Annotated in this window: 2 protein-coding genes; both read left to right on the top strand. The window is 27.7% G+C overall.

Annotated elements, in window-relative coordinates; genetic code table 11:
• The first annotated feature begins 957 nt into the window (after positions 1-957).
• On the top strand, positions 958-1,605 hold the full coding sequence (locus IM532_RS13555; RefSeq protein ID WP_194184030.1) for a DUF4279 domain-containing protein: 648 nt from the start codon (positions 958-960) through the stop codon (positions 1,603-1,605).
• Between the two features lie 180 nt (positions 1,606-1,785).
• Positions 1,786-2,298 (top strand): hypothetical protein, encoded by a 513-nt coding sequence (locus IM532_RS13550; protein WP_194184029.1) that lies wholly within the window; start codon positions 1,786-1,788, stop codon positions 2,296-2,298.
• The last annotated feature ends 318 nt before the right edge of the window (positions 2,299-2,616 follow it).

Below are 2,616 nucleotides of genomic sequence, written 5' to 3'. Positions count from 1 at the left end.
TATCCCACAATAGTTGATTTTTTCATTCATTTGTTCTATATTTAATTTTTATAGGAGAGAACTAATCTTGCAATGAAACCTACTATCCTAGCACGAACTTTTTGTTCAAATAAACTGTACGGTTTTTGGCAAGAAATGAGCAGGGATTATCATGTTAGTGAAGCTTTATGCTTAATAGTATTTACGATCTTAATCTGCTCATTTAGTTCTTTCTTTTTTTATTTGCTATATATCTTAAATATAATCAATTACAAACATAGGATAGTATTTGCGAAAAAACGGTCTGAAAGCTAACTTTCATCCCAACTTTTTCCGCTCGCAAAATTGCTTTTCTAAAAACTTAAGCCTAAATTAGTTTTAGCCAAGCAATTTGCTTGAACGGACGAACTTGAGCTTTCGATCAAATTCTCTCCCGTTCTTCGCAAATACTCGGCCCGTTGTATGCAATTTTTAAAACATAACTTTATAAATATATGATTCCTACAGATGGTGAATTTTATATACTTTACGTTCTATATCTATTAGTTTATACATGGGGTATAATAGGAATTTTGAAGAACGCATTTAAACTAAAAAGAATTCTAATATTTATATTTACAATCAGTTTGATACTTAATTTATATCTATTTTGTAATCCTGAAAATTTTAAAGGTGGTGGTTCTTTGACCATATTATTTTATTCCACTTTCATCTTGATATTTAATGTATTATCTATTATTACTTCATATTTATTTAGAAAAAATCAATAAAAACTGCACACAACATAGTATTTAGCAAAAAAAGGGCTGAAAGTACACTTTCATCCTATCTTTTTCCGCACGCAAAATTGCTTTTCTAAAAACTTCAACTTAAATTAGTTTTAGAAAAGAGCAATTTGCTTGAACGCACGAACTTGAACTTCGTTCAACTTCTCTCCCGTTCTTCGCAAATACTCGGCTCGTTATCTGTAATAGCAAAATGACTCACGCACAAATAATTGAAGTTATCCAAAACGAATTAGAAAACAAAGAATTTGGAGTAACTGAACAAATTTTAGAAATACATAATCCTCTTTATGTTAATGGAATAATACAAATAAACAATATTCAAAAAAAGAATGATGAAATTATTGTCTTTATCCCAATTGAAGACGAAAAATTTTATTTAGCAATTTATATTGACGAAAAAGATAATCTAATTACTGGAATTTCAACAGAACCTTATATTTCTGTTTATTTTAGAGCCACGTCCGATGAATTAAGCGACAAAGAATTAAAGAAAATGACAACTTTAAACATTTCCAAAAGTTGGAATAAAGGGGATAAAAGAAAATCTGGAAATGGTTTTTACAGTTTTAGCAATATAACAATTGAACCAAATCAAAAAGCTGGTGATTTTGAATCAAAAATTAGTGAATTACTTTTAGAGCTGAATAAAGATAAAGAAGGAGTTAAAAAATTAATAGAAAATGCAGATGGTTATATTCAAGTTGCAATGGAATTTCATAATGGAAATGGAATGATTGGAGGCCCCAATTTAACGAACCAAATTATTAAATCATTAAGTAACTTGAATTTATCAATTGATTTTGATCTTTATGTTTCAGGAAATGAATATAAACCATAATTGCTACTACAGATAACATGGTGTTGGCAAATATGCAATTAAAGGCTTACTTTTTAGTTTTTTTTGTATATTTGAAATATAGGGTAAGGTCAAAGGTTTATACATTTTATTTTGCATAATCGCCAACACCCCACCCGTTATCTGCAATCGCAAAAAAACCCGAACATAAATAGAAAATCTATGAAATTTAGTGAAAAAATTATAATAATTTTTGTGATTCATCTTTCAATATTTAGTTTTTGTCAAAGCGTTAAATTGAATAAAGAAAATGTTTTAAAAGTTTTCAAGAGTACAATTAAACAGCCCAATAAAAAGCTAATTGATACAAGTTCAAATCCCTGGTTTACAGACAATACTGAAAATAAATATTATACAAGTGAATTTATTGAATTTAAAAATGCAAGAAGTTTTAAAAGAGATTATTGCAAAATAATTAATTGGAATTTTCACAAAAATGACGCTTTTATTCTTGGCGATGCAAATTATTGTTCTGAACCACCTACTCAAAAGGTTTCAAAGGCTGAAAATTATATCGAAATAAAATTAAGTAATGAAAAAGATAACTTAATACTTCAACTTTTTAATCAAAAAAAATTGATAGATAAATTCAGAATAATTGAATTGCAAAAGGTTGATTCTAAATACGAAAAAAATGAATTTGATTTTATTTTAAAACTGCAAAGGATTAAATAAATTGCGACTGCAGATAACAAAGTATTTGCAAAAAACGGGCTGAAAGTAAACTTTCATCCTATCTTTTTCCGCTCGCAAAATTGCTTTTCTAAAAACTTCAACTTAAATTAGTTTTAGAAAAGAGCAATTTGCTTGAACGGAAGAACTTGAACTTCGTTCAATTTCTCTCCCGTTCTTCGCAAATACTCGGCTCGTTACACGTAATTTTACAATCCTATGACTATAAAAAATCTCTTTGCTATTATCCTGAAATTAATTGGAATATTTTTTATTATTTTCATTTTTACTTTTTTTATTCCAGAACAATTTAATCTCCTT

Source organism: Faecalibacter rhinopitheci, from assembly GCF_015234135.1.
GTDB lineage: Bacteria > Bacteroidota > Bacteroidia > Flavobacteriales > Weeksellaceae > Empedobacter > Empedobacter rhinopitheci.
The sequence above is the reverse complement of the archived record's forward strand: the minus strand, read 5'-3'. Positions and strand labels throughout refer to the sequence as shown.